General features: G+C 74.7%; 17 protein-coding genes and 1 riboswitch. Of the genes, 8 read left to right on the forward strand and 9 right to left on the reverse strand.

Going from position 1 to position 20,509, the window contains the following annotated elements; translation table 11 throughout:
- Nucleotides 1-328 precede the first annotated feature (328 nt).
- Nucleotides 329-1,414 carry a C40 family peptidase gene (locus IE332_RS17520; protein WP_189917120.1) on the forward strand — a complete coding sequence of 362 codons (1,086 nt, stop codon included), beginning with the start codon at nucleotides 329-331 and terminating at the stop codon, nucleotides 1,412-1,414.
- 124 nt (nucleotides 1,415-1,538) lie between these two features.
- Here the strand turns inward: IE332_RS17520 and IE332_RS17525 are convergent, their stop codons facing one another.
- The 3 genes from IE332_RS17525 to IE332_RS17535 all read right to left on the reverse strand — a co-directional run bounded on the left by IE332_RS17525 (nucleotide 1,539) and on the right by IE332_RS17535 (nucleotide 5,689).
- Nucleotides 1,539-1,910 carry a BlaI/MecI/CopY family transcriptional regulator gene (locus IE332_RS17525; RefSeq protein WP_189917122.1) on the reverse strand — a complete coding sequence of 124 codons (372 nt, stop codon included), beginning with the start codon at nucleotides 1,908-1,910 and terminating at the stop codon, nucleotides 1,539-1,541.
- Between the two features lie 270 nt (nucleotides 1,911-2,180).
- Complete coding sequence (locus IE332_RS17530) at nucleotides 2,181-4,922, reverse strand: FtsX-like permease family protein (RefSeq protein WP_189917124.1); 2,742 nt, start codon at nucleotides 4,920-4,922, stop codon at nucleotides 2,181-2,183.
- Nucleotides 4,919-5,689, reverse strand: coding sequence for an ABC transporter ATP-binding protein (locus tag IE332_RS17535; RefSeq protein ID WP_229928672.1), 771 nt, complete (start codon nucleotides 5,687-5,689; stop codon nucleotides 4,919-4,921). Before IE332_RS17535 ends, IE332_RS17530 begins: the two co-directional genes overlap by 4 nt.
- A 169-nt stretch (nucleotides 5,690-5,858) precedes the next feature.
- A riboswitch (M-box (ykoK) riboswitch) is annotated at nucleotides 5,859-6,034 on the forward strand.
- A 356-nt stretch (nucleotides 6,035-6,390) separates the two neighbouring features.
- On the opposite strand from IE332_RS17535, the gene IE332_RS17540 reads away from it, so the two are divergent.
- The 3 genes from IE332_RS17540 (at nucleotide 6,391) to IE332_RS17550 (ending at nucleotide 9,600) form a co-directional block, all read left to right on the forward strand.
- Nucleotides 6,391-8,043 (forward strand): NRAMP family divalent metal transporter, encoded by a 1,653-nt coding sequence (locus IE332_RS17540; RefSeq protein WP_189917127.1) that lies wholly within the window; start codon nucleotides 6,391-6,393, stop codon nucleotides 8,041-8,043.
- 84 nt (nucleotides 8,044-8,127) lie between these two features.
- Complete coding sequence (locus IE332_RS17545) at nucleotides 8,128-8,862, forward strand: MgtC/SapB family protein (RefSeq protein WP_189917129.1); 735 nt, start codon at nucleotides 8,128-8,130, stop codon at nucleotides 8,860-8,862.
- A gap of 60 nt (nucleotides 8,863-8,922) precedes the next feature.
- Nucleotides 8,923-9,600 (forward strand): YoaK family protein, encoded by a 678-nt coding sequence (locus IE332_RS17550; protein WP_189917131.1) that lies wholly within the window; start codon nucleotides 8,923-8,925, stop codon nucleotides 9,598-9,600.
- Nucleotides 9,601-9,718: 118 nt separating this feature from the next.
- Here IE332_RS17550 and IE332_RS17555 read toward each other — a convergent pair whose 3' ends face one another.
- From IE332_RS17555 to IE332_RS17565, 3 genes are all read right to left on the reverse strand, one after another.
- Nucleotides 9,719-10,375 (reverse strand): Rv1733c family protein, encoded by a 657-nt coding sequence (locus tag IE332_RS17555; protein ID WP_189917133.1) that lies wholly within the window; start codon nucleotides 10,373-10,375, stop codon nucleotides 9,719-9,721.
- Nucleotides 10,376-10,753: 378 nt separating this feature from the next.
- Nucleotides 10,754-11,242 (reverse strand): nucleotide triphosphate diphosphatase NUDT15, encoded by a 489-nt coding sequence (locus tag IE332_RS17560; RefSeq protein ID WP_189917135.1) that lies wholly within the window; start codon nucleotides 11,240-11,242, stop codon nucleotides 10,754-10,756.
- 21 nt (nucleotides 11,243-11,263) lie between these two features.
- Nucleotides 11,264-12,751, reverse strand: a complete 1,488-nt coding sequence (locus IE332_RS17565; protein WP_229928690.1) for an SDR family NAD(P)-dependent oxidoreductase — start codon at nucleotides 12,749-12,751, stop codon at nucleotides 11,264-11,266.
- A 314-nt stretch (nucleotides 12,752-13,065) separates the two neighbouring features.
- On the opposite strand from IE332_RS17565, the gene IE332_RS17570 reads away from it, so the two are divergent.
- Nucleotides 13,066-14,505, forward strand: coding sequence for a GuaB1 family IMP dehydrogenase-related protein (locus tag IE332_RS17570; protein WP_189917139.1), 1,440 nt, complete (start codon nucleotides 13,066-13,068; stop codon nucleotides 14,503-14,505).
- Here the strand turns inward: IE332_RS17570 and IE332_RS41000 are convergent.
- The 3 genes from IE332_RS41000 to IE332_RS17585 form a co-directional block, all read right to left on the reverse strand.
- Complete coding sequence (locus IE332_RS41000) at nucleotides 14,466-15,467, reverse strand: DUF5995 family protein (RefSeq protein ID WP_229928673.1); 1,002 nt, start codon at nucleotides 15,465-15,467, stop codon at nucleotides 14,466-14,468. The genes IE332_RS17570 and IE332_RS41000 overlap by 40 nt on opposite strands.
- A 103-nt stretch (nucleotides 15,468-15,570) precedes the next feature.
- Nucleotides 15,571-15,960 (reverse strand): DUF3224 domain-containing protein, encoded by a 390-nt coding sequence (locus IE332_RS17580; RefSeq protein WP_189917142.1) that lies wholly within the window; start codon nucleotides 15,958-15,960, stop codon nucleotides 15,571-15,573.
- Nucleotides 15,961-16,074: 114 nt separating this feature from the next.
- A complete protein-coding gene (locus tag IE332_RS17585) occupies nucleotides 16,075-17,163 on the reverse strand; it encodes a PP2C family protein-serine/threonine phosphatase (RefSeq protein ID WP_189917144.1) in 1,089 nt (362 codons plus the stop codon).
- A 371-nt stretch (nucleotides 17,164-17,534) separates the two neighbouring features.
- Here IE332_RS17585 and IE332_RS17590 point away from each other — a divergent pair, with 371 nt between their 5' ends.
- From IE332_RS17590 to IE332_RS17600, 3 genes are all read left to right on the forward strand, one after another.
- Nucleotides 17,535-18,524, forward strand: coding sequence for an RluA family pseudouridine synthase (locus tag IE332_RS17590; protein WP_189917146.1), 990 nt, complete (start codon nucleotides 17,535-17,537; stop codon nucleotides 18,522-18,524).
- 89 nt (nucleotides 18,525-18,613) lie between these two features.
- A complete protein-coding gene (locus IE332_RS17595; protein WP_189917148.1) occupies nucleotides 18,614-19,405 on the forward strand; it encodes an SDR family oxidoreductase in 792 nt (263 codons plus the stop codon).
- Nucleotides 19,402-20,469 (forward strand): S-adenosylmethionine:tRNA ribosyltransferase-isomerase, encoded by a 1,068-nt coding sequence (locus tag IE332_RS17600; protein WP_189917150.1) that lies wholly within the window; start codon nucleotides 19,402-19,404, stop codon nucleotides 20,467-20,469. The genes IE332_RS17595 and IE332_RS17600 overlap by 4 nt, the downstream gene beginning before the upstream one ends.
- Nucleotides 20,470-20,509: the final 40 nt, after the last annotated feature.

A 20,509-nucleotide genomic window follows, 5' to 3' on the forward strand; every position in this document is an offset into this window, starting at 1 on the left:
ACCTTTCCCTCGATTTGGCGGATTCTGAGCACTCCACGGGGCGGGGAGTGCCACGGGGTCGCCATCGACGCGATGTGAACCGTCGGCGCGGCGCCGTCCGTAGTGAACACCGATGGCACGGAACGCGATCGATGTCCCGTCATGGCCCCGTAGCGCCATGATCAGGGGGATTGCGGAACCCCACCACTCATCTATTAAGTTACTTCGTAGAAGGTGGGCGGGGCGGCATCCCCCCGTTGCTCGCCCTGCCCGCCTTCGCCCGTCCCCGGCCCCCGCGAAGCCGTCCCCCCGGACTCCGCGGATTCCCCCGAAGGAGCGCCGACCGCCCATGGGAAATCGTCGCAAGCCCAGCCCTCCGAGCCGGGCCCGCATGGCGGTCCTCACCACGGCCATGGCGGCCGGCGGCGCGGTCCTGGCCTCCGGCACCGCCCACGCCGAGCCCGGGCCCACCGTCGCCTCCGTCAAGGAGCAGGTGGACCAGCTCAACGAGCAGGCCGAGCAGGCGATCGAGCGCTACAACGGCTTCCAGGCCAAGCAGCAGAAGCTGCAGAGCGACGCCAACCAGATCCAGGAGAAGGTCGTCCGGGGTCAGGAGGCGATGAACGAGCTGCGCACCCGGCTCGGTGCGGTCGCCGCCGACCAGTACCGGACCAACGGCATAGACGCCTCGGTCCAGCTGATGCTCGACTCCGACCCGTCCGGCTACCTCGAGCGCGCGGCGGTGCAGAACCAGATCGCCGACTCCCAGGCGGCCCTGCTCAAGCAGGCCCAGGACGAGCAGCGCAAGCTCGACCAGGACCGCGCCGAGGCCACCGCGACCCTCGCCGAGCTCGACTCGGTCGGCAAGCAGCTGGCCACGCAGAAGAGCGACATCCAGACCAAGCTGGCCCAGGCCCAGGCGATGCTGAACAAACTCAGCGCCGAGGATCGCGCCAAGATCAACGCCCAGCAGTCCGCGGAGAAGGCCAAGGCCGAGGCCAAGCAGGCCGCCGCGGCGGGCGCCGCTGACCGGGCTTCCCGCTCCGACCAGCGCGCCGACCTGAACGCCCCGGTGCCGGCCGCCGGCGGCCGGGCCGCCTCCATCATCGGGTTCGCCCAGGCCCAGCTCGGCAAGCCGTACGGTTGGTCCAAGACCGGCCCCGACAGCTTCGACTGCTCGGGCCTCACCAGCATGGCCTACCGCGCCGCGGGCGTCCGGATCTCCCGGACCTCCCAGGAGCAGTGGAAGGACGGCCCGCACGTCGACCGCGCCAACCTCCAGCCCGGCGACCTGGTCTTCTTCTACGACGACCTGCACCACGTCGGCCTGTACATCGGCGACGGCAAGATGATCCACGCGCCGCGCACCGGCAAGAACATCGAGGTGCTGCCGATCTCGGTGATGCCGTACATGGGCGCGGTGCGCCCGGCCTGACCGGCACCCGGAGGCCCGCTCCCGCTCCGGCGGGGGCGGGCCTCCGGCGTTCCCCGGTCTGATGAAGAGTCAGAAGTCCTGCATGCAAGGAAAGTTGATACAGCTGGCGGCCCGCAGGCGAGGGTCACCGCAGGCCGCGGGACCTCACCTGTTCGAGGGCGGTGAGCAGGGCGGAGGCCTCGGCGGCGCTGATCCCGTCGACGAAGCGGAGCAGCGCGCCGGCCCGGTCGGGGGTGGTCTCCAGGGCCTGGTGCATCAGCCGGGCGGTGTACTCCTCCCGGGTGCAGGTCGGCCGGTAGACCCAGGCGCGGCCGACCTTGTCGCGGCGCAGCCAGCCCTTGGTGTGCAGGATGTCGGCGACCGTGGTGACGGTGGTGTACGCGACCGCCCGCTGCTGCCGGAGGTCGTCCACGACCTCGCGCACCGTGGCCGGGCGGTCCCAGGACCAGAGCCGGTCCATGATCTCGGCCTCCAGGTCTCCGAAGCCCCGTAGCACCGCCTGTCTCCCTCGCCGAACCCACCCGCCGGCGCCCTTCGCCCGCCGGACCGCGGCCCATGGTACGGCGAGCGCCGGGCGCCCGCCCCGGGGTGACGGGGGCGGGCGCCCGGCGGGTGCGGGGCGGTGCCGAGCTGGTGTCCGAGTGGTGTCGGACCGTGTGCGACGGGTGTTCGAGCGGTGTCCGGATCCGACCGCCCGGGTTCCGGACGGTCGCCGTCCGGGCCCGGGACAGCCACTGCCCGGGCCCGGGACAGCCACCGCCCGGGCTCAGGACAGCCGTCGTCCGAGCGGGATCCGGGACTTGGTGAACAGCGCCGCGAGCAGCCCCGCGACCACCGGCAGCACCAGGACGACGACCAGCAGCTCGACCCAGGGCGCGGTGATCAGCGCCGGCTTGGCCCCGAACCCGCTGGCCCGGGACTTCAGCAGCCCGACCGCCGGTACGAACCCGTTGGCCGCGCCGAGGAGTGCTCCCAGCAGGGCGATCAGCGCGCACTGCAGGCCGGCCATGGTCCGCCGGATCCGCGGCGGCGCGCCGACGGCGGCGAGGGTGGCCTGGTCCTGCCGGGAGTCGGCGGCCGCGAGGCCGGTGGCGATCCCGGCCGCGCCGAGCACGACCAGCGCGGCGAAGCCGGTGAGCGCCAGCGAGAGCGCGTCGCTCTTGGGCTGGAAGCCGCGCTCGACGTCCAGCGTGGCGGCGCGGTCCAGCCGGGTCGCGGCCGCCTCGGCGCGCTGCTGCGCCTTGCGGTCGGGTGGGGTGGCGGGCCGCCAGACCGCGCCGGTGGACTGCGCGGAGAGCCCGAACTTCGGCAGCGCCGAGGGCAGCAGCATGCCCTGGGCGAACCGGGCGGCGAGCGGGTTGTCGACCAGCACCGCCTCGACCGGGATCTCCTGCACGTCGGGCTTGGGGATCTCGCCCGGCTGCAGCGGCGCGCCGCCCCCGCCGCGCAGCACCAGCACGGCCTTCCCGTCGGCGCCGATCAGGGTGCGGTCGAAGACCAGCAGCTTCCCGGCGGCCAGCGCCTGCTCGACGGCCGGGTCGTGGACGTCGAACAGGTTGTGCAGCACGGTGGTGTCGCCGACGGCCAGGTGCGGCTGGGTGGTGAGGGTGCGCCAGTTCACCGGGCCCTTGAGCTGGGCGGTGCTGGAGCAGTTGGGGCAGAACCGGTACACCGCCTGGGCGAGGTCGCCGCGCGGGCCGAGCCCGGTCAGCTGCTTCTCCGGTTCGGCGCGCACCTGGTCGGCCTGGGTGCCCTCGCTGTAGCTGCTGAGCTGCACGGCGCCGTACGGGGCCTGCGGCCGGTAGTCGCGCCGGTTCTCGGCGTCGGTGCTGGTGTTGTACACGCCGATGGCGACGGCGCCGGCCACCGCGGCCATCACCGCGGCCACCGCGGGGGCGGTGCGCGAGCGGTGGCGGGCGGAGTCGCGCAGCGCGAGCCGGGGCCCGAGCGGCAGCTTCCCGGCGGCCCGGCCGATCAGGGCGACCAGCATCGGGGTGCAGAGCAGCAGTCCGATCTCGGCGGACACCGAGCCGCCGAGCACGGTGAGCGTACGGGTGTCGAAGGTGCCGGCCACCGGCAGGCCGCGCTCCACGGCGGCGGCGCCGTACATGCCGACCGCGCCGCCGAGGACGACCAGCAGCAGGCCGGTCACGGTGGCCCAGCGGCTGGGCCCGCGTACGGTGTCCCGTCCGGTGAGCCCGGCGGTGACGCTGCGGCGGGCGGCCTGGAGGGCGGGCAGCGCGGCCGCGAGCAGGGCGGTGACCAGGCCGATCCCGGCGATCGCGAGCAGGTCCAGCGGGGGGAGCGCGAAGTGGCCGAAGCGTGCGCCGCCGACCCGTTCGATCTGTGTCCGGAGTGCGGCGACCAGGCCGGTTCCGAACACCACGCCGATCAGTGCCCCGGCCGCGCCGAGGACCAGGCCGCCGCCGAGCACCACCGCGCCGACGTGGGCGCGGCTGCCGCCGGCGGCGCCGAGCAGGGCGAGCTGGCGGCGCGAGCGGCGGGCGCCGACAGCGAAGGCGGGCCCGGCGAGCAGGGCGACCTCCAGCAGCGCCATGCCGGTGACGGTGGCGACGACGATCTTGGTGTTGTTGCCGGCCGCCGGGTCGCTGGAGCGGTGGGCGTCACGGTAGTAGGGGACGGCCGGGCGCGGCGGCGGGGCGAGCGCGACCGAGCGCGCGGTGACCGTGTACCCGTGCGCGTTGAACTCCTGGACCTTGGCCCAGTCGAGCGAGGCCCCCGCCGGGAGCCGGACCAGCCAGGCGGAGCGCTGGCCCGAGGCCCGCTCGGCGGCGGACTGGCCGGGCGCCGCGGCGGCGGCCATCGGGTCGAGCAACTCGCCTGGCCGGGCGATGAGTTCGACCCGTCCGAGCTCGCCCGGGTGCTCCACCACGCCGGTGATGGTGAAGGTGGTCCGCTCCAGGCCCTGGACGGTGGTGGTGCCGCCGACCTTGAGCCCGGCGTGGTCCAGGAAGGTCCGGGTGGCGGCGATCTCGTGCGCGGCGCTGGGGGCGCGGCCCTCGACCAGGTCGACTCGGCCGTGCCAGATCGGGTCGGCGAGGTTCGCCTCGGTGGTGAGGGTGCGGACCAGGCCCTCGGGCGAGGTCGCGCCGGTCTCCGGCCCGGGCCGGGCCGGGGTGAGCGCGCTGCCGGGCGGCAGCAGCGCGCCGACCAGGGTGAGCGGGTCGGTGCTCGCGCCCTTCAGCTGCTCGGCGGTCGGCTGCTGGTCCGGGCGGGACTCGGCGACGAAGGCGCCGTCCTCGGCGACGGGGGCCTGTTCGACGGTGCGGCCCGGGTTGAGCGCGGTGACCAGGGCGTCCGCGCCGCCGACCACCCGTTCGACCCGTTCGGCCGGGGTGAGCTGGCCGCTGCGGTGGACCACGTCGGCGCCGGTGACGCCGAGCACGGGCAGGGCGATCATGGCGACGATCAGGGCGCTGCGGCCCTTGGCCCGCAGCGCGTCGCGGCGGGCGATGCGCAGGGCGACCTTCCAGGCTCCGATCCTCAACGCGTCACCTCGCCGGCCGAGTTGGGGCGGTGGACGGCCGCCGGGCAGGTGGCGGAGCGGTAGCCGGGGCTCTCCGAGGCGACCGCGCCGTCCCGGAGGTGGATGATCCGGTCCGCCCAACTGGCGTGCGAGGCCTCGTGGGTGACCATCATGGCGGCCGCGCCGGCGTCGCAACGGGCGCGCAGCACGCCGAGCACGGCGTCACCGGTGGCGGAGTCGAGCGCCCCGGTGGGCTCGTCGGCGAGTACCAGCCGCCGCTCGCCGATCAGGGCGCGGGCGATGGCGACGCGCTGCTGCTGGCCGCCGGACATGTCGTCGGGGAAGCGGTCGGCGAGTTCGCCGATCCCGAGTTCCTCCAGGGCGGCCAGCGCCTCCCGGCGGGCCCGGCGGCCGGAGACTCCGTCGAGTTCGCGCGGCAGGGCGATGTTCTCGGCGGCGGTGAGCGCCGGGATCAGATTGTAGTCCTGGAAGACGTACCCGATGGAGCGTCGCCGCAGGTCGGCGAGCTTGCCCCGGCTGAGGCCGCCGAGCGGCACGCCCTCCACCAGGACCTCGCCGTCGCTGGGCTGGTCGAGTCCGCCGGCCAGGGTCAGCAGGGTGGACTTCCCGGAGCCGGACGGCCCCATGACGGCGACGAACTCGCCCGGGTGGACGGCCAGGTCGATGCCGCGCAGGGCGTGCACCTCGGCGGCGCCCCGCCCGTGGACACGGGTGACGTCGGCCAGGCGCAGGACGGGCGCGGGTCGGGTCGGATCGGCGTGGGACACACTTCCCCCTCGTGAGCTGCTCAACTGCATATGTCGGTGAACTATATATGCCGGAGAGAGAAGCTCAAGTGCGGGGCCGGTTTGGTCAAAGTTCTACAAAGCTGTCGAAGTTCGGCCCGGAAGTCGGACCGGGGTGTTCGAAAGGGGTCTATGCTTGGTGAGGTTTCAAGAGGCACCTCGTTCGGTGAGGCGTCTTCACGGACACAGGCCACTGACCCGACGACGTCGAGAGACGCCCAGGTTCAGGACAGGTCTTCCCGGATTAAGGGTTGATCCCAAGTGGCTTCCGGCCGGTCGGTCGGACACGCCGTGGAGTGCCAAAGCTCTGACGAGTTGGGGTGTGCCGGTCCCGTGCGGGCCGGTGTGCTCCTTGCCGTGTCGTGATGCGGCGCACAGACGGTGCGCCCCCGGCCGGGAGGAGGTGAGAGACATGGACTGCAGTAGTCCGGGCCACAGTCGCCCCTGCCCCCGCATGCTCTCGATCACCTCCGGCACGCGGTAACAACCTCCCCTGCGCGTCCACCAGGCGCTTCACCCCGGGCTCAACCGTGCCCGGACGCAAGCCGCCTGACGCACCGTCATGCCCGTAGGGCCGCCGCCACCCGGCGCCGCCGTACGGTCCGGTGCCGTGCGCCCGCAGGAGGGTCGCCGCCGCGTGCCCCCTGACGCCCCCTCAAGGAAGGGGGCAGGGAGGCCCTGCCATGACCAACGCCACGCTGGACCCGAAGGTCCCCGCCACGCCCGCCGCCACCGCCGTACTCGACGACGCCCACGTCGGCGACATCCGGGGCGCGCTCGGCACCATCCGCCTCGACGACACCGCCCCCCGCCACGGCCTGTCGGCCCGGCTGAAGACCCTGCTCGCCGTCGTCGGCCCGGGGCTGATCGTGATGGTCGGCGACAACGACGCCGGCGCCTTCTCCACCTACGGGCAGGCCGGGCAGAACTACGGCACCCAGCTGCTGTGGACCCTGCTGATGCTGGTCCCGGTGCTGTACGTCAACCAGGAGATGGTGCTGCGCCTCGGCGCCGTCACCGGCGTCGGCCACGCCCGGCTGATCCTCGAACGCTTCGGCCGGTTCTGGGGCGCGTTCAGCGTGATCGACCTGTTCCTGCTCAACGCGCTCACCCTGGTCACCGAGTTCATCGGCGTCACCCTCGCCGCCGGCTACCTCGGACTGCCCAAGGCCGCCGCCGTGGTGCTCGCCGCCGCCGTCATCATCGCCTCGGCGTTCACCGGCTCCTTCCGGCGCTTCGAGCGCGTCGCGGTGGCCCTCTGCGCGGGATCGCTGCTGCTGGTGCCGGTCTACTTCCTGGTCCACCCGAAGACCTCCCAGATGGCCCACGACTTCGTGACCCCGACCATGCCCGGCGGCACCGGCGGACTGGCCGCCGTGATGCTGGTGATCATCTCGATCGTCGGCACCACCGTCGCCCCCTGGCAGCTCTTCTTCCAGCAGTCGTACGTCATCGACAAGCGCATCACCCCGCGCTTCATGACCTACGAGAAGGTCGACCTGTGGATCGGCATCGTGATCGTGATCGTCGGCGCCGCGGCGCTGATCGGGCTCACCACGGCCGCCTTCGCCGGCACCGACGGCTTCGGCCAGTTCTCCGACGCGGGCGCCGTGGCCCGGGGCATCGAGGCCAGGGCCGGCCACCTCGCGGGCGTGCTGTTCGCGATAGCGCTGCTGGACGCCTCCGTCATCGGCGCGTTCGCCGTCTCCCTCTCCACCGCCTACGCCATCGGCGACGTCTTCGGCATCAAGCACTCGCTGCACCGCGGGGTCAAGGGCGCCAAGGGCTTCTACGCCGTCTACGCCGGCCTCGTGGTCGTCGCGGCCGCGATCACCCTGCTGTCGACGGACGCCATGCAGGGCCTGATGACCCAGTTCGTCCAGGTGCTGGCCGGAGTCCTGCTGCCCTCGGCGACCGTCTTCCTGCTCCTGCTCTGCAACGACCGCGCCGTGCTCGGCCCCTGGGTCAACGGCCCCAGGACCAACGCCTTCACCTCCGCCGTCGTCGGCGTCCTGGTGACGCTGTCGATGATCCTCACCGCCGCCGTGGTCTGGCCGGGCATCAGCTCCGGGGCGATCCTGTGGATCATGACCGGCTGCGGCGTCACCGGCGTCCTCGCCGCCGGCTACGCCTTCACCACCGGCCGCACCGCCACCAAGGAGGACCCCGTCGACCGCAGCGGCCGCCGGGACTGGCGGATGCCCCCGCTGGAGACCCTCCCCGCGCCCACCATGTCCACCACCCGCAAGGTCGGCATGGCCGCCCTGCGCGCCTACCTGCTCATCGCCATGGCGATGGTCATCATCAAGGTCGTCCAGACCGCGCTGAACCACTGACCCCCCGACCGCAGCCCGTACGGGCGGGTCGCGGACAGCGTCCCGCCACCCGCCCGTGCCCCACCCCGTGAAGGAGGTGCCGTCGTGCACACCCTGACCACCGTCGAGTTCCTGGTCCGGCTCGCCACCGGCGTCGCCTGCGGCGCGCTGATCGGCGTCGAGCGCCAGTGGCGGGCCCGGATGGCCGGCCTGCGCACCAACGCCCTGGTCGCGGCCGGTGCCACCCTGTTCGTCCTCTACAGCGAGGCCGTCGGCGACACCGGCAGCCCCACCCGGGTCGCCTCCTACGTCGTCTCCGGCATCGGCTTCCTCGGCGGCGGCGTCATCCTGCGCGACGGCGCCGGCATCCGCGGCCTCAACACCGCCGCCACCCTGTGGTGTTCGGCCGCCGTCGGAGTGCTGGCCGCCGCCGGCAAGCTGGACCTCGCCGTCCTCGGCACCCTCATGGTGCTCGGCGTCCACCTGGTGCTGCGCCCGGCCGGGCGGCTGCTCGACCGGGCCCCGCAGGCCGGCAGCGACCCGGACTCCACCTGCCGCGCCACCGTCCACCTGGAGTGCGACCGCAAGTCCGAGACCCACATCCGGGCCCTGCTGCTCCAGGCCCTCGCCGGCTCCGGCCTCGCCCCCACCGGTCTGCGCGCCCGCCGCTCCGAGCAGGGCGACCTCACCAGCCTGCGGGCCACCGTGGCCATCACCGGCCAGGTCACCCCGGCGCTCGAACAGGTCGTCTCCCGGCTGTCGTTGGAGCCCGGTGTCCGCGACCTGCACTGGCACCTGGAGGAGGAACCGGATGACCCGGGCAGCGCCGCGCTCGCCTGACGGAGGAGACCCGAGTCCATGGCACGGAAGGACCGTCTCACGAACCGCCCGGGAGGACCGATGCTGACCCACGACCCCGAGCACGGGCCGCTGGTACCGATGCTGCTGGTGCTGACCGTCGTCACCGGAGTGGTGGACGCGGTCAGCTACCTCGAACTCGGCCACGTCTTCGTCGCCAACATGACCGGCAACGTGGTGTTCCTCGGCTTCGCCCTGGCCGGCGCGGCCAACCTCTCCGCCACCGCCTCGCTCACCGCCCTCGCCGCCTTCCTGCTCGGCGCCCTGGCCGGCGGCCACCTCGCCCGCCGCCTGCCCGGCCACCGGGGCCGGCTGCTGACCGTGGCCGTCGGCGGCCAGGCGGCGCTCGTGGCGGCGAGCACCGTCCTGGCGGCGGCCGTCGGCCACACCGCGGACCCGGTCCGCTACACCCTGATCGGGCTGCTCGGCTTCGCCATGGGCGGCCAGAACGCCGTGGTCCGCGCGCTCAAGGTCCCCGACCTCACCACCACCGTGCTCACCATGACCATCACCGCCCTCGCCGCCGACCGCACCGGCCCCCGCCGGCTCGCCTCCGCGGTCTGGATGTTCGCCGGGGCCCTCCTCGGCGCCCTCCTCGTGCTCCACGCCGACGTCCCCACCGCCCTGGCGCTGGCCCTCGTCCTCCTCCTCGCCGTCGGCGCCCTCACCCATCTCGCTGCCAGGCCGACACCCGCCCCGGCGTGGACCCGGCCGCGCTGAACCCGCGCTGTCGGCGCCCTCACCCACCTCGCCGCCGGGCCGACACCCGCCCCCGCTGAACCCGCGCCGCGCCGCTCACCTGGGGCGTCTCCCGGACGGGTGGCGCGGCGGCCGGCGCTCAGTCCTCCCGGCGGTGACCCGCGCGGCCGCTCCAACGGGGCTCCAGGCGGGCCCAGTCGTCGGTCCAGGCGGTGTCGGCGCGGCGGTCGAGGGCCTGGAGGCGCAGGCGGAGCAGGAGGACGACCAGGGCGAGCAGCGTGAGCAGGGCGCCGAGGCCGGTGCAGGCGGCCGAGACGGCGAGGGCGAGGGGATCGAGCGGGGGAGGGGTGGCGTCGCCGGCCGGGTCGATCCAGACCGGGACGGTGCTGCCGGTCACCGCCGAGCGCGGGGCCTGCACGGTGCCGGAGCGCGGGGTGCCGTCCTCGGCCGTCCAGGTGACCTCGACGTCGATCCGGTCGTGGTAGCCGCCGGTGAAGCGGCCGCCGCCGGCGGCGGGGCGCTCCGGCGTGCCGCCGACCACCGCGTCGACCTGGTGCAGCCGGGCGCGTTCCGCCGACGCCCGGGTCGCGGTACCGCGGTAGAGGAGGAGCGAGCCGCCCGTGGAGAGGGCGACGACGAGCACCGCGGCGAGCACGGCGAACAGCCAGGCCCGGGCCCGGGCGCGGTCCACCGGACGGGCGAGCGGCTCGTGCCGGGCACCGAGGGCCCGCCGCAGCTGACGGCCGGTTCGCCGCGGGAGCGACGCGGGCCGGGCCGGGCGAGGTGTGCTGGACACGTCGATGGCTCCTCAGGGGCGCGGTGGCGTACGGCGGTTACGGCGGTTCGCCACCAATTTCCACCCGACGGCCCCTCGCGCACAAGAGTGGTGCGCGCCCGTAGCACCGCCATCGCATCGCCCCTGCAGCCGGGCGGGCCGTCAGTGCACCGCCCCCGCAGCCGGGACGTTCGGCGCGCGGCCGGGACGTTCGGCCCTCGGCTGGGGTGCCCTCGTCGGGGCAGGCTGGGGACGCGGCGGCGCCCCCCGTGCCTGGGTGCGGCCGTTGGCCCGGTCGACCGTGGGGGTGCCGGGCCGAGGTGCGGGCAGGGGGTGGTCGTGGGGCCACCCCCTGCTTTCCGCCTCTTCCCTGTGTCGCGGGGTCTTCGGCGCCCGACCTCAGCGGGTGACGGGGTAGCCGTGCGTCCCGCTGCGCCGTACGCCGTCCAGCCCCGGCAGCCAGCTGCCGAGGACCAGGGCGGACGGGTAGAACATCGGCTCCGGCAGCTCGTCCACCGCGAAGCGCTCCCAGCCGGCGCAGGCGTGCGGCTCGGTGACCACGGCCTCGGCCAGGCTGGGCGGCGCGAGGACGGCGGCGGTCAGCCGCGGCCGGCCGAGCTCGTGGTCCAGGTGGACGGCGAGCACCCGCATCTCCTCGGCGGGCAGCACGATGCCGGTCTCCTCGGCGAGTTCGCGGGCCGCCGTCCCTTCGAAGGACTCGCCCGGGTCGACCTTGCCGCCCGGCAGGCTCCAGGTGGGCGGCTCACCGGCGGTGGTGCGCCGGCCGATCAGCACCCGGCCGTCCCCGGTGGGCACGATGATCCCGGCGCCGAGCATCGGTGCGGTGCTGGCGGGTGCGGTGCTCCCGGCCTGCGGTGCGGTGGTCAACTCGGGCTCTCCTTCGGGTGGTTACCAGTTGGCGCGCTCGTAGTCCTTGAGGAAGCAGCCGAACAGGTCCTCGCCCTGCTCGCCGCGCACGATCGGGTCGTACACCCGGGCGGCGCCGTCGACCAGGTCGAGCGGGGCGTGGAAGCCCTCCTCGGCGAGGCGCATCTTGTCCGGGTGCGGCCGCTCGTCGGTGATCCAGCCGGTGTCGACGGCGGTCATCAGGATGCCGTCGCTCTCGAACATCTCCTGCGCGCTGGTGCGGGTGAGCATGTTGAGCGCGGCCTTGGCCATGTTGGTGTGCGGGTGGCCGGCGCCCTTGTAGCCGCGGGCGAAAACGCCCTCCATCGCGGACACGTTGACGACGTACTTGCGGCGCGACGCGGAGGCGGCCATCGCCGGGCGCAGCCGGCTGATCAGGATGAACGGCGCGGTGGAGTTGCAGAGCTGCACCTCCAGCAGCTCGACCGGGCCGACCTCGCTGACGGTCTGCACCCAGCTGTTGGTGTCCGCGAGGTCGGGCACCAGGCCGCCGGCGTCGATCGCGGTGCCCGCCTCGATCCGGGCGGGGGTGGCGGAGCCGGTGACCAGGGCGAGCGAGGTGACGTCCTCGGCGGCCAGCCGCTGCTCGCCGCCGCCGGCCTGGTGGGGGAGCTCGGGCAGGGCGACGCCGCCGCTGCCGAAGCGGCCGATCGTGGTGGCCTGCGGCAGTTCACCGGCGGGAAGCGGCGCGGACTCGGCGTTGAGCAGCTCGCGGTAGGACTCCGGCGGGCGGCGCACGGTCTGCGCGGCGTTGTTGATCAGGATGTCCAGCGGACCGTCGGCGGCGACCTCGTCGGCGAGGGCCATCACCTGGGCGGGGTCGCGCAGGTCGATGCCGATGATCTTGAGGCGGTGGATCCACTCGGCGCTGTCCGGCATCGCCGTGAAGCGGCGGATCGCGTCGTTGGGGAAGCGGGTGGTGATGGTCGTGTGGGCGCCGTCGCGCAGCAGCATCAGCGCGATGTACATCCCGATCTTGGCGCGGCCTCCGGTGAGCAGCGCGCGCTTGCCGGTGAGGTCGGCGCGGGCGTCCCGGCGGGACCGGTTGAGCACCGCGCACTTCTGGCAGAGGTTGTGGTAGAACGCGTCGACCTCGACGTACCGCTGCTTGCAGGTGTAGCAGGAGCGCGGCCGCTCCAGGATCCCGGCGATCTCGGTGGTCGTGACGGTGGTCAGGCCGAAGGCGCCGGCCGTCTCGTCGTCGATCCGGGTGGGCGCGCCGGTGGCGGTCCGGGCGGTGACCGCGCGGTCGTTGGCGGTCTTGCGGGCCCGGGTCTCCTGGCGGCGGCGCTGCTTGAGGGTCCGGAATATGCCGCCCACGGCCTGGCGGACGGTGATCGCGTCCGGGTGGTCGACGTGCAGCTCGTCGAGCTCGGCGATCACCTCCAGGCAGAGCCTCAGTCGCTCCGGGTCGAGGCCGGGGCCGTAGTCGATCTCCTCCTCGGTGTCCTCGACCCGGTCCTGCTCGATGTCCGTCTGCCCGATGCCCACGCGTGCTGCCGCTTTCCGGTTCGCCTCACCCATTACCGCGTGAATGCTACGGGAGTGGCCCCGGCCGGGGCGAAAGGCGGACGTCGGAGGGGGTCTTTGGATGATCCTCCATGTCTACGCGCGAAGCTTTGATCACGGTTTGTGTACAGCGCCAGCAATGTTCTCCCAACTGGCTTTTGCTCCTGCCGTCACGGAGAATCGAACGCTGGGTGCAGGGCGCCCGAGTGCGCCCCGGCGGCATCGCCGCACCCGCACCCGAGGTGTAATTTCTCCCAGCCAGAGAGCCCCCCTTCATGCGCTTCCTGAACGACCTCAAGCCTTCGTACGACCTCACGTACGACGACGTCTTCATGGTCCCCAGCCGTTCCGCCGTGGGCTCCCGGCAGGGTGTGGACCTCGCCTCGAACGACGGCACCGGCACCACCATCCCGCTGGTCGTGGCCAACATGACCGCCATCGCCGGCCGCCGGATGGCCGAGACCGTCGCCCGCCGCGGCGGCCTGGTCGCCATCCCGCAGGACATCCCCACCGAGGTCATCGCCGAGGTCATCTCCTGGGTCAAGGGGCGCCACCTGGTCTTCGACACCCCGATCACCCTCGCCCCCGGCGCCACCGTCGCCGAGGCGCTCTCGCTGCTGCCCAAGCGCGCGCACGGCGCCCTCGTGGTCGTGGAGGACGGCAAGCCGGTCGGCGTGGTCACCGACTCCGACTGCCAGGGCGTGGACCGCTTCACCAGCCTGGCCGACATCATGTCCCGCGACCTGCTGCTGCTCGACGAGTCCATCGACCCGCGCGCCGCCTTCGAGAAGCTCACCGAGGGGCACCGCAAGCTCGCCCCCGTGGTCGACGGCGAGGGCCGCCTGGTCGGCATCCTCACCCGCAAGGGCGCGCTGCGCGCCACCCTGTACACCCCGGCCGTGGACGCGAACGGCAAGCTGCGGATCGCCGCCACCGTCGGCATCAACGGCGACGTCGCGGGCAAGGCCAAGGCCCTGATCGAGGCCGGCGCCGACGTGCTGGTGGTGGACACCGCGCACGGCCACCAGGAGTCGATGATCAGCGCGCTGCGCGCGGTGCGCGGCCTGGACCCGCAGATCCCGATCGTGGCCGGCAACGTGGTCTCCGCCGCCGGTGTCCGCGACCTGGTCGAGGCGGGCGCCGACATCCTCAAGGTCGGTGTCGGCCCGGGCGCCATGTGCACCACTCGGATGATGACCGGCGTCGGCAGGCCGCAGTTCTCCGCGGTCCTGGAGTGCGCCGCCGAGGCGCGCCGGCTCGGCAAGCACGTGTGGGCCGACGGCGGCGTCCGGCACCCGCGCGACGTCGCCATGGCGCTGGCCGCCGGCGCCTCCAACGTGATGATCGGCTCCTGGTTCGCCGGGACCTACGAGTCCCCGGGCGACCTGCAGACCGCCGCCGACGGCCGCCAGTACAAGGAGAGCTTCGGCATGGCCTCGGCCCGCGCCGTCAGCAACCGCACCGCCCAGGACTCCTCGTACGACCGGGCCCGCAAGGCGCTGTTCGAGGAGGGCATCTCGCACTCCCGGATGTTCATCGACCCGGCCCGCCCGGGCGTCGAGGACCTGATCGACTCGATCATCGCGGGTGTCCGCAGCTCCTGCACCTACGCGGGCGCCAACAGCCTGGAGGAGTTCCAGGAGAAGGCGATCGTGGGCATCCAGAGCGCGGCCGGCTACGCCGAGGGCAAGCCGCTGCACTCCAGCTGGGCCTGATCGGGCCGGGCCTGATCGCCCGCGAGCGCACCGCCGGACGTCTCATCGGGTGTCCCGGCGGATCCACCGGCCGGCCGGTTCCTCGTCCCGGGGAGCCGGCCGGCCGGTGCCGTGCCGGGGGTGTCGCGGCGGGTGGGGGCGGGGTCTCCGGAGCGTGCGACCCGTGCGTCGCGCGTGCCGCGTGCATCCCGTGCGTCGCGTGCGTCGCGTGCGTCGTGCGCGTCCGGTCCGGCGTGCGGCCCGAGCGGGAGCAGCAGGGCGCGGCCGAGCAGCCCGACCGAGCCGGCCAGCGCGGCGGCGAAGGCCCGGGCCGCGCCCGGCAGGTGCCGCAGCTCCCAGAGCGCGCCCACGGCGCTCCACGCCCGCTCGCGGGCGACCCCGACCGACCAGGCGCCGAGCAGGTGGGTGAACGGCTCGGCGTGCTCCAGCAGGTCGGGGCCGGGCATCAGCCGCTCCCGGACGGCCGTCTCCACCTCGGCCAGCAGTCCGTTGATCCGGTGGTAGTCCTCCTCGACGTCGGCGGGCGCGCAGCCCCGGCGCCGGCAGGTGTCCACGACGGCCAGCGGCAGGTCGTGCTGGATGTGGGCGTTCATCCCGGCCAGCGCGAACTGCAGTGGGTGCACGCCCGGGTGGGCGCGCAGCGCGAACAGCGGCCGCCAGCAGGCGGGAGGCTCGTGCCCGGCCGCGTCGGCGGCCACGGCCCGCAGGTACCGCCCGGCGAACACCACGTCCAGCTCGGCCATCGCCGGCGGGTCGGCGAAGTACCCGTCGCCGAGCCGGTCGCGGACCGCCTCCGTGACGTCGAGGTAGAGCCGGTTGAAGACCGCCACCCCGTCGGCCGGGGGCAGCTCCGCCGCGAGCCCGCGCAGCCGGTCGACCACCTCCGTGACCGTGGCCGTGACGGTGGCCGTGGCCGCCGTCGCCGTTGCTGCCGCCGTACGATCCACCGCTGTGCCGGGCATGCGCCACCCTCCGATGTCGATCGTGCACTGATCGCATCATCGTGACAGCGCGCCCCGGCGCCGGCCGGGCGCGGCACGCCGTGGCCCGGGCGGGCCGCGGGCCTCAGCCCAGCTCGTACGCCAGGACGAAGGTGTGGGCGCCGGACTCGTCGACCGTCAGGTGGAACTCCCCGGTGATCCCGGCCAGCTCGCCCGCCCCCGTGCCCGGCACCACGCGTATCGTCGTGCCGCTGGTGTCCCAGGCCGCGTGCTGGAGCACGAACGAGCCCTTGCGCCCGTCCAGTTCACCCGTGACGTGCTCCACCGCGACGTACGACGCCGGGGCGCCGGACGGGCCCCCGACGGAGAGCATCCGCACCTCGCTGGTGCCGCTCAGCGCACCCGTGAAGGTCTTGGCGAGGCGGATCCGCCCGAAGGCGGCGCCCTCCCGCTCCTCCGTCTCCACCGGCTCGAACGCCGTCACCTCGAACGATCCCTCGGCCTCGAACCCCATGGCACCCGTCCCCTCGTCGGCCGATCCGCGCGATCGGCACCCCGCCGACCCTGCCGTGAGCCTTGCACACCCCACTGACAATCGGCCGCCCCGCCGACCCGGGGCCGCCGCCCGTCACGCCTCCCAGCGCACCGCCAGCACCGCCGCGTCGTCCGCCAGCCCGTCGGCCCCGACCCAGCCGCCGACGTCCGTCAGCACGGCGTCCAGCAGGTCCGCCGGGCTCCCGCCGTGCAGGCCCGGCAGCCGCTCCGCCAGCGGGTAGAACCGCCCGCCGGCGTCCCGGGCCTCCGACACGCCGTCGGTGTGCAGGAGCAGCAGGTCGCCCGGTTCCGGGTCGAAGCGCCGCGCCGGGTACGAGTCGCCGGTGAGCCCGCGCAGCCCCAGCGGCGGCGCCGGGAACGGGGGCTCCAGCTCGCTCACCAGGCCCGCCCGGCGCAGCAGCGGGGCCGGGTGGCCGCAGTTCACCACCCGGACCGGCCCGCGGTCCGGCGCCACGTCCAGCAGCACCGCGGTCGCGAACCGGTCCCCGTCCGGCCGGGCCGTGAGCGCCGCGTCCAGCCGCTCCGCCAGCCGCCCGGGATCGGCCTCGGTCCGCGCCGCCTCCCGGAACACCCCGAGGACGTCCGCCGCCGTCTCCACCGCGGGCAGCCCGTGCCCCTGGACGTCCGCGAGCAGGATCCGCACCCCGAACCGGGTCTCCACCACGGCGTACAGGTCCCCGCCGATCCGCGCCTCGGCCGCCGCCGCGACGTACCGCACCGCCACCCGCAGCGGGCCGATCCGCTCGGGCGGCGGCCGCAGCAGGGCCCGCTGCGCGGCCTCGGCCACCGTCCGGACCTGGAACAGCTCCCGCTCGCGGGCCGCCACCAGGACGACGCTGGCGGCGCTGGCCAGCGTCGAGGCCAGCACGGTCACCGGCACGCTGATCCGCACGGACAGCGGCAGCTCCGCGTTGGCCGACTCCAGCAGCCCGACCGCGAGCAGCGCCGCCGCGCCGACCAGCAGCGGCACCCGGGCCCGCCGGGTGGTCGCCCCGGCGAGCACGGGGGCCACCGCGAGCAGCGGCGCCAGGGTGGTCCCCGGGCCGATGGCCAGGGCCGCCACCACGGCGGCGACCAGCAGCAGGAGCGCGCCGTACAGCAGGGTCCGGGTCCGTCGGGGCAGATGCAGCGGCGGCACCCCGTCCGGGCCGTCGGCGGTCACGCGTCCTCCAGTGGTGCGGCGTCGGACGGGTCCGACAGGGGTCCGGCGGTCGGTCGGGCCGGTCGGGCCGCCCGACCGCGGACGGGTCGAAGGCCCCGGCGGAGCGGGGGCCACCGGTCCACTCTCCCCGCCCCGCCCCGGGGCGGCACCTCGGCGACGGCTCCGGCCCAGGCTCCGACCCAGGGCCTGTCTTCGGACTCCCGCCTGCGGGGCGACGCCGGGGCACGCGCCTCGCGGCGTTGTCGTCGGTCGCCAATGCTCCGCATGGACTCCCTCCTCCGCCTTGCGATGCACGCACCCCAACGCCGCCCCGCCCGCCCTGGCGGGCGGACGACGGGAGCCCGAAGACAGGCCCTAAGCTGGGCCGGGAGATGAGACGCAAGAGCCGCCGCCCGGCCTCCCCCCTCCCGCAGCGCCGGGGCGTGGACCCGGTGCACCTCCGGCTGCCGCTGGAAGGCCCCTGGCCGACCCTGCGGGAGCACCTGGTCGAGCGGCTGCGCGCCGTTCCGGCCGAGCGGATCGACGCGGCGCTGCGCGAGGGCGAGATCGTCGGCGAGCAGGGCCCGGTCGCCCCGGACGAACCGTTCCGCCCCGGTGCCCACCTGTGGTTCTACCGCGACCTCCCACCCGAGGTGCCGGTCCCGTTCGAGCTGGTCGTGCTGCACCGCGACGAGCACCTGGTCGTCGTCGACAAGCCGCACTTCCTGGCCACCACCCCGCGCGGCCGGCACGTCACGGAGACCGCGCTCTCCCGGCTGCGGCACGCCCTCGACCTGCCCGCGCTCAGCCCCGCACACCGGCTGGACCGCCTCACCGCGGGTCTCGCCATGTTCGTGGTCCGCCCCGAGGACCGCGGCGCCTACCAGACGCTGTTCCGGGACCGCCTGGTCCGCAAGGAGTACCGGGCGATCGCCCCGTACGACCCCGGGCTGAGCCTGCCGCGCACGGTGCGCAGCCACATCGTCAAGGAGCGCGGCGTGATCGCCGCACAGGAGGTCGACGCGCCGCCGAACAGCGAGAGCCGGATCGACCTGCTGGAGCACCGCGACGGCCTCGGCCGCTACCGGCTGCGCCCGCTCAGCGGCCGCACCCACCAGCTGCGACTGCACATGAGCGGTCTCGGACTGCCGATCCTCGGTGACCCGGTGTACCCGGTGGTGCTGCCCGAACCGGCCCCCGACGACTTCCGCCGCCCGCTGCAACTGCTCGCCTCGACGGTCGAGTTCACCGATCCGCTGACCGGCCGCGAACGCCGCTTCGAGAGCCGCCGCACACTGACCGCCTGGACCGACCCGGAGGACTGGGCCGAGGGCCCATCAAGCAACTCCGGCGGCTCCGGCGGTTCCAACGCGCAGTCCTAGGACCGTCCGACGATCTAGTCCCAAGGTCCGACCGGGTCCCCGTCCCGGCGGCCGATCCGGTGCGCGGCGGGCGGCGGGATCGTTGCGGTATGAACGCAGAACAGCGCACCGCCGTACCGCACTCCGCCCCCGTGGCCGTCGTCACCGGCGCCTCCCGAGGCCTCGGCCTGGCCCTCGCGCGGGCCCTCGCCGCCGACGGCTGGCAGCTGGTGATCACGGCCCGGGGCGCGGCCGAACTCGCCGCAGCCGAGGCCGGACTGGCCGCCGTCACCAAGGTCGTCGCGCTGCCCGGCAGCATCGTCGACGACGACCACCGCGCGCACCTGGCCGAGGCCGCCGAGCGGCTCGGCGGCGCGAGCCTGCTGGTCAACAACGCCGGTACGCTCAACGGCGCCGCGGCCCCCGGGTCCGAGCCGCTGCCCCGGCTGGCGGACTACCCGCTGGCGGACCTGCTGGAGACCTTCGAGGTGAACGCGCTCGCGCCGATCGCGCTCACCCAGCTGGTGCTGCCCCAGCTGCGCGGCCACGCCGGCGCGGTCCTCAACATCAGCTCCGACGCCGCCGTGGTGGCCTACCCCGGCTGGGGCGGCTACGGCGCCAGCAAGGCGGCGCTCGACCTCGCCACCGCCGTACTCGCCCGGGAGGAACCGGAGTTGCGGGTCTGGGCGGTCGACCCGGGCGGCATGCGGACCCGGATGCTCCAGGAGGCCAGCCCGGGCGAGGACATCTCCGGCGAGGCGCTGCCCGAGGACGTCGCACCGGTCCTGCTCGGCCTGCTCCGCGATCGCACCCCGTCCGGCCGCTACCGGGCCGAGGACCTGGCCATCTCCGCTGTCACCGCCGTCCTCGCCGCCCCGGCCGCGGACCGGGCCGGGCGATGAGCGCACCCGCCGATCCCGGCCTCGACCTCACCGTGCCGCCCGAACTCTCCGCCCGCGCCCCGGCGGAGGCCCGCGGCACGGCCCGGGACGCCGTCCGGATGCTGGTCGGCCGGCGGGCCACCGGCGCCGTCGAGCACCGCCGGTTCACCGACCTGCCCGAGGTGCTGCGCCCGGGGGACCTGCTGGTGGTGAACAACTCGGCCACCCTCCCGGCCGCCCTGCCCGGGCGGCTGCCCGACGGCACGCCCGTCGCGCTGCACGTCTCCTCCGCTCAGCCGGACCGGAACGGCACCCACCTGGTGGAGTTGCGCCGGGTGGTGCCGGGCGAGGCGGCGGCGTACTACCCGCCGGAGGAGTCCCCGGCCCGCACGGGGCTGCGGGTCGCGCTTCCCGAGGGTGGTGCGGCGGTGCTGGCCGGGGCCTTCACCGCCCGCCTCTGGTACGCCGAACTCTCCCTTCCCGAGGGGATGTTGCCGTACCTGGCACGGCACGGCCGGGCGATCCGGTACGGCTACGTGGACCGCGAGTGGCCGATCGAGGCCTACCAGACGGTCTTCGCGACCGTCCCCGGCAGCAGTGAGATGCCCAGCGCGGCCCGCCCGTTCAGCGCCGAGGTGGTGGCCCGGCTGGCGGGGCGGGGCGTGCTGGTCGCGCCGGTCACCCTGCACACCGGGGTGGCCTCGCCGGAGGCGCACGAGGCCCCGTACGCGGAGCGCTTCCACGTCCCGGCTGCCACCGCCCGGCTGGCGGGCCACGTCCGGGCCGGCGGCGGCCGGGTCATCGCCGTCGGCACCACGGTGGTCCGGGCCCTGGAGTCCGCTGCCGAGCCGGACGGCACGCTCGGGGAGGCCGACGGCTGGACGGAGTTGGTGATCACGCCGGAACGCGGTGTCCGCGCCGTCGACGGCCTCCTCACCGGCTGGCACGAGCCCCGCGCCTCGCACCTGCTGATGCTCGCCGCCGTCGCCGGCCTGCCCCTGCTCACCTCCTGCTACCGCGCCGCTGTCGACCACCGGTACCTGTGGCACGAGTTCGGCGACGTCAACCTCCTGCTGCCGGACTGAGACCGGGCGCGGCACCGGCCGGTCGGGCCGGCGGGGTCGG

Source organism: Kitasatospora xanthocidica (assembly GCF_014656195.1).
GTDB lineage: Bacteria > Actinomycetota > Actinomycetes > Streptomycetales > Streptomycetaceae > Kitasatospora > Kitasatospora xanthocidica.

Bases quoted from the DNA above. Each gene is read 5' to 3' on its own strand.
- IE332_RS17520 (WP_189917120.1), top strand. From the start codon at position 329: ATGGGAAATCGTCGCAAGCCCAGCCCTCCGAGCCGGGCCCGCATGGCG.
- IE332_RS17540 (WP_189917127.1), top strand. From the start codon at position 6,391: ATGACCAACGCCACGCTGGACCCGAAGGTCCCCGCCACGCCCGCCGCC.
- IE332_RS17550 (WP_189917131.1), top strand. From the start codon at position 8,923: ATGCTGACCCACGACCCCGAGCACGGGCCGCTGGTACCGATGCTGCTG.
- IE332_RS17570 (WP_189917139.1), top strand. From the start codon at position 13,066: ATGCGCTTCCTGAACGACCTCAAGCCTTCGTACGACCTCACGTACGAC.
- IE332_RS41000 (WP_229928673.1), bottom strand. From the start codon at position 15,467: ATGCCCGGCACAGCGGTGGATCGTACGGCGGCAGCAACGGCGACGGCG.
- IE332_RS17580 (WP_189917142.1), bottom strand. From the start codon at position 15,960: ATGGGGTTCGAGGCCGAGGGATCGTTCGAGGTGACGGCGTTCGAGCCG.
- IE332_RS17590 (WP_189917146.1), top strand. From the start codon at position 17,535: ATGAGACGCAAGAGCCGCCGCCCGGCCTCCCCCCTCCCGCAGCGCCGG.
- IE332_RS17595 (WP_189917148.1), top strand. From the start codon at position 18,614: ATGAACGCAGAACAGCGCACCGCCGTACCGCACTCCGCCCCCGTGGCC.
- IE332_RS17600 (WP_189917150.1), top strand. From the start codon at position 19,402: ATGAGCGCACCCGCCGATCCCGGCCTCGACCTCACCGTGCCGCCCGAA.